General features: G+C 75.1%; 2 protein-coding genes, 1 pseudogene and 1 riboswitch. All 3 genes and pseudogenes read right to left on the bottom strand.

Features of this window, described 5'->3' with window-relative positions; translation table 11 throughout:
- Nucleotides 1-2,178 (bottom strand): cobaltochelatase subunit CobN (locus tag DKL51_RS27790; RefSeq protein WP_185734936.1); only part of this gene is annotated, 2,178 nt, incomplete at its 3' end.
- 351 nt (nucleotides 2,179-2,529) lie between these two features.
- Nucleotides 2,530-2,706, bottom strand: a riboswitch (cobalamin riboswitch).
- Between the two features lie 303 nt (nucleotides 2,707-3,009).
- Nucleotides 3,010-3,348, bottom strand: a complete 339-nt coding sequence (locus tag DKL51_RS27785) for a hypothetical protein (protein ID WP_109947355.1) — start codon at nucleotides 3,346-3,348, stop codon at nucleotides 3,010-3,012.
- Nucleotides 3,349-3,454: 106 nt separating this feature from the next.
- Nucleotides 3,455-3,718, bottom strand: a pseudogene (locus DKL51_RS27780) (MFS transporter); the annotation flags it as partial.

The following is a 3,718-nucleotide window of genomic DNA, read 5'->3' as shown; positions in this document are numbered from 1 at the left end:
GTCCAGCGCCTCCGGCACGGCCAGCCGTTCGCCGGGCGCGGCGAGCAGCGCCTGCTCGTCCAGCCCGACGCTGGCGGCGAGGGCCTGGCGCAGGCCGGGCAGGGCGCGGGCGCCGCCCCAGACCTGCGGGGCGCGCAGCACGGCGAGGACCAGGTTGACCCGGGCCTCACCGGTGGGCGCCTCGGCGAGGATGTGCAGGCCGTCGCGGATCTGCACGTCCTTGACCTCGCAGAGGTACCCGTCGAGGTGCAGCACGAAGTCGTCGAAGTCGTCGGCGTCGGGCATCGCCTCGGTGTGCAGGTCGTGGTGCAGCTCGGCGGCCCGCACGAGGTCCCAGATCTGGGCCCGCACGGTGGGCACCTTGGCCGGGTCGAGGGCTTGCACGGTGGCGTACTCGTCCAGGAGCTGTTCGAGTTTCGCCAGGTCGCCGTACATCTCGGCGCGCGCCATCGGCGGGACGAGGTGGTCGACCACCACGGCGTGGGCGCGGCGCTTGGCCTGGGTGCCTTCGCCGGGGTCGTTGACAATGAACGGGTAGACCAGCGGCAGGTCGCCGAGCACGGCGTCGGGCGCGCAGTCGGGGGCCAGCCCGAGTCCCTTGCCGGGCAGCCATTCCAGCGTGCCGTGCTTGCCCAGGTGCACCACGGCGTCGGCGCCGAAGCCGCCGTCGGCGACGGGCGCGGCCAGCCACCGGTACGCGGCCAGGTAGTGGTGGCTGGGCGGCAGGTCGGGGTCGTGGTAGATGGCGATCGGGTTCTCACCGAAGCCGCGGGGCGGCTGGATCAGCAACGTCACGTTGCCAAAGCGCAACCCGGCCAGCACGAGGTCGCCGCCGTCGGTGTAGAGCTCGCCGGGCGGCTCGCCCCAGTGCGCGACCATCCGCTGCCGCAGCTCCGTCGGCGCGGCGGCGAACCAGCCCCGGTAGGTCTTCCCCGGCACGCGCGCCTCGGCGGCGGCGAGCTGGTCCGGGGTGAGCCACTCGACGTCGTGCCCACCGGCCGCGATCAGCGCGTGGATCAGCGCGTCGCCGTCGGTGGGGACCGGCCCGTCGCCCAGGTCATACCCGGCGTCGGCGAGCGCGGCGAGCAGCCGTACCGCCGAGGCGGGGGTGTCCAGGCCGACCGCGTTGCCGACCCGGGAGTGCTTCGTCGGGTACGAGCTGAGCACGATCGCGAGCCGCTTGTCGGCGTTCGGCACGTGCCGCAGCCGGGCCTGGCGGACCGCGGTGCCCGCGACCCGCGCGGCCCGCTCCGGGTCCGGCTCGTACACCGAGAGCCCGTCGGCGTCGATCCGCTTGAACGAGAACGGCACGGTGACGATCCGGCCGTCGAATTCGGGGATGGCCACCTGCATCGCGGCGTCCAGTGGGGACAGTCCGGCGTCGCTGTCCGCCCACTGGTCGCGGGTGCTGGTCAGGCAGAGCGCCTGGATCACCGGTACGTCGAGGGCGGCGAGCGCGCCGACGTCCCAGGCGTCCTCGTCGCCCCCGCTGGACGCGTCGGCGGCGACGGTCCCGCCCGCCGCCAGCACGGTCACCACGAGGGCGTCGCAGCGGGCGAAGAGTTCCAGGGGCCCGTCCCCGGGGGCGAGGCCGCGCAGCGATCCGCAGTAGACGGGCAGCGGGTTCCCGCCGGCCGCGGTGACCGCGTCGGCCAGGGTCTCGACGAAGGCGGTGTTCCCGGCCAGGGCGTGCGCCCGGTAGAAGACGATCCCGACGGTCGGCCGGTCGGCCGCCGCCTCGGCGGCGGGGTGGTCGCCGAGGATGCCGTGCGGCGGGGTGGGTGCGGGCGAAGTGAAGCCCTCACCGGTGAGCAGGACCGTGTCGGAGAGGAACCGGGCGAGCTGCGCGAGGTTTTCCGGGCCGCCCTCGACCAGGTACGCGAGGGCCTGCGTGGCCACCCCGGAGGCCACCGTGGAGGCGGCCATCAGCTCCGCGTCGGGCAGCGCCTCGCCGCCGAGCACGACGGTGGGCACGCCGGAGTCGAGCACCGCGGCGAGCCCGTCCGGCCACGCCTGCCGGCCACCGAGCAGCCGTACGACGGCCAGATCGACGCCGTCGAGCAGCGCGGGTACGGCGTCGACGGCGACCCGGGCGGGGTTGGCCAGCCGGTAGCCGGCGCCGCTGGCGCGAGCGGCGAGCAGGTCGGTGTCGGCGGTGGAGAGCAGCAGGATGCGCACGGGAGCTCCGGAGCGTGATGCCCGACGGGGCGGTGGGCCGTCGGCGGGCAGAAGGGATGGGCGCTGGTTGAGCAGAGTCCGCGACCCGGCGGCCGGCTCCACCGATGGTGGGCGTGGCCGGGTGCGGACCTCGGCGGGCCGGACCTCAGCGGAGAGCGGCGACGGCGCGAGGGTGAGCGGACGCGGCGGCGCGGGCGGCCGTGCGGCTGATCGCGCGGGCAGGGCCGCGACTGCCCTGCGGCGCGGTGAGGTGAGCGGTCATCGGCGCGCTGTGGCGCGCGGGTCGGCTACGACGACGATCGTCGATGGCGCAGGAGCCGTGCATCGGGTCCTCCTCGGGTGTCCACGCCCTGGGGTCACTTCCCGACGGCCGAAGTATCCTGGCTCCCGGATCGACGCTCACCCCCGGCCTTCCAACCGCAGACACACGGCCGTGACTCACGAGGGGGGATCGCTCCCCGGTGACAGTGGCGGGACCGCGCCGGAATCACACCGGCTTCCTTCACTGCCGTCTGGCCGCGAATGCTGCCACACCCGCCGCGCGGCGGTCAACGGCGGCCCCGGCGCGCCGCACCCACGGGCGGGCATGGCCCGGTATCAATGGGCTCGGCCACGGAGAACGCCGCAACAATGACGCTCGACGATACCGCTGGGCATTTTCCCCGGCCGGTGAACGGGCGCCCGGCGCAATTCCGGCCGGTCCATTCTGGCCTTTCGATCGCGGACGTCCGGCCTGACCGGGGACGCATCGAAGGCGGCGGGCGGCCGGCATCCCGGGCGGCGCCGGATCCTCGCCACCGGTCAGTGAGGAATTGCCGCCGTGGAAGCCCGTCAGCGGGCGCGGCGCTCCGGGTGGGCCCGATTCCAGGCCCGCATCCGCTCGGGGTAGCCGGTGCGGGCGGCCTCGTACAGCGGCACGGCGAGCCGGTTGGCGAGCTTCCCAGCGGCGCGCGGCGAGCCGGTACGGCGGCGGATCCACTCGCCGTCGTGGGCGATCGCCACCACGGTCGTGTCGGTCGCCGTGGTCTCCGGTTCCAGGTAGAACTCCACGCCCCGCCGGCTGGTCACGAACGCCTCCAGCGCGGCGAGGTCGTCCGCGGTCGCCTCCCGGTCGAGCTTGGTCGGGGTCGTCGGGTCGGCGGCCCGGGACCGTCGGGTGAACCAGCCCATCTGCCCGGCTCCTCTCCTCGGCGTTCCCCCCAGTGCAGCACCGTTTCCTGACAATCGGCTGCGAGCCGGATGGCAGCCCGCTGGACAGGGGCGGCGGCGCGGCGGCTCAGCGGGCGGGTGGGCGGAGGGTCGGGACCAGGGCCAGGGTGGGCAGCAGCAGGACCGGTACGACGAGCAACGCGCGCAGCGTGCCGACGTGGTCGCCGAGCAGCCCGAGCAGCGGCGGTCCGCCCCGGAACGCGGTGTAGCCGATCACCGCCACCACGCTGACCCGGGCCGGCGCCCGGTCCTCGTCGTCGGCGGCGGCGCTCATCCCGACCGGGAAGCCGAGCGAGGCGCCGAGCCCCCACAACGCCACGCCGACGATCGC

This window comes from Micromonospora globispora, assembly GCF_003857015.1.
Lineage (GTDB): Bacteria > Actinomycetota > Actinomycetes > Mycobacteriales > Micromonosporaceae > Micromonospora > Micromonospora globispora.
This window is presented reverse-complemented; position numbering and strand designations above follow the sequence as displayed.

Excerpts from the sequence above, each read along its gene's own strand:
- DKL51_RS27785 (WP_109947355.1), bottom strand. The coding sequence starts at position 3,348 with ATGGGCTGGTTCACCCGACGGTCCCGGGCCGCCGACCCGACGACCCCG.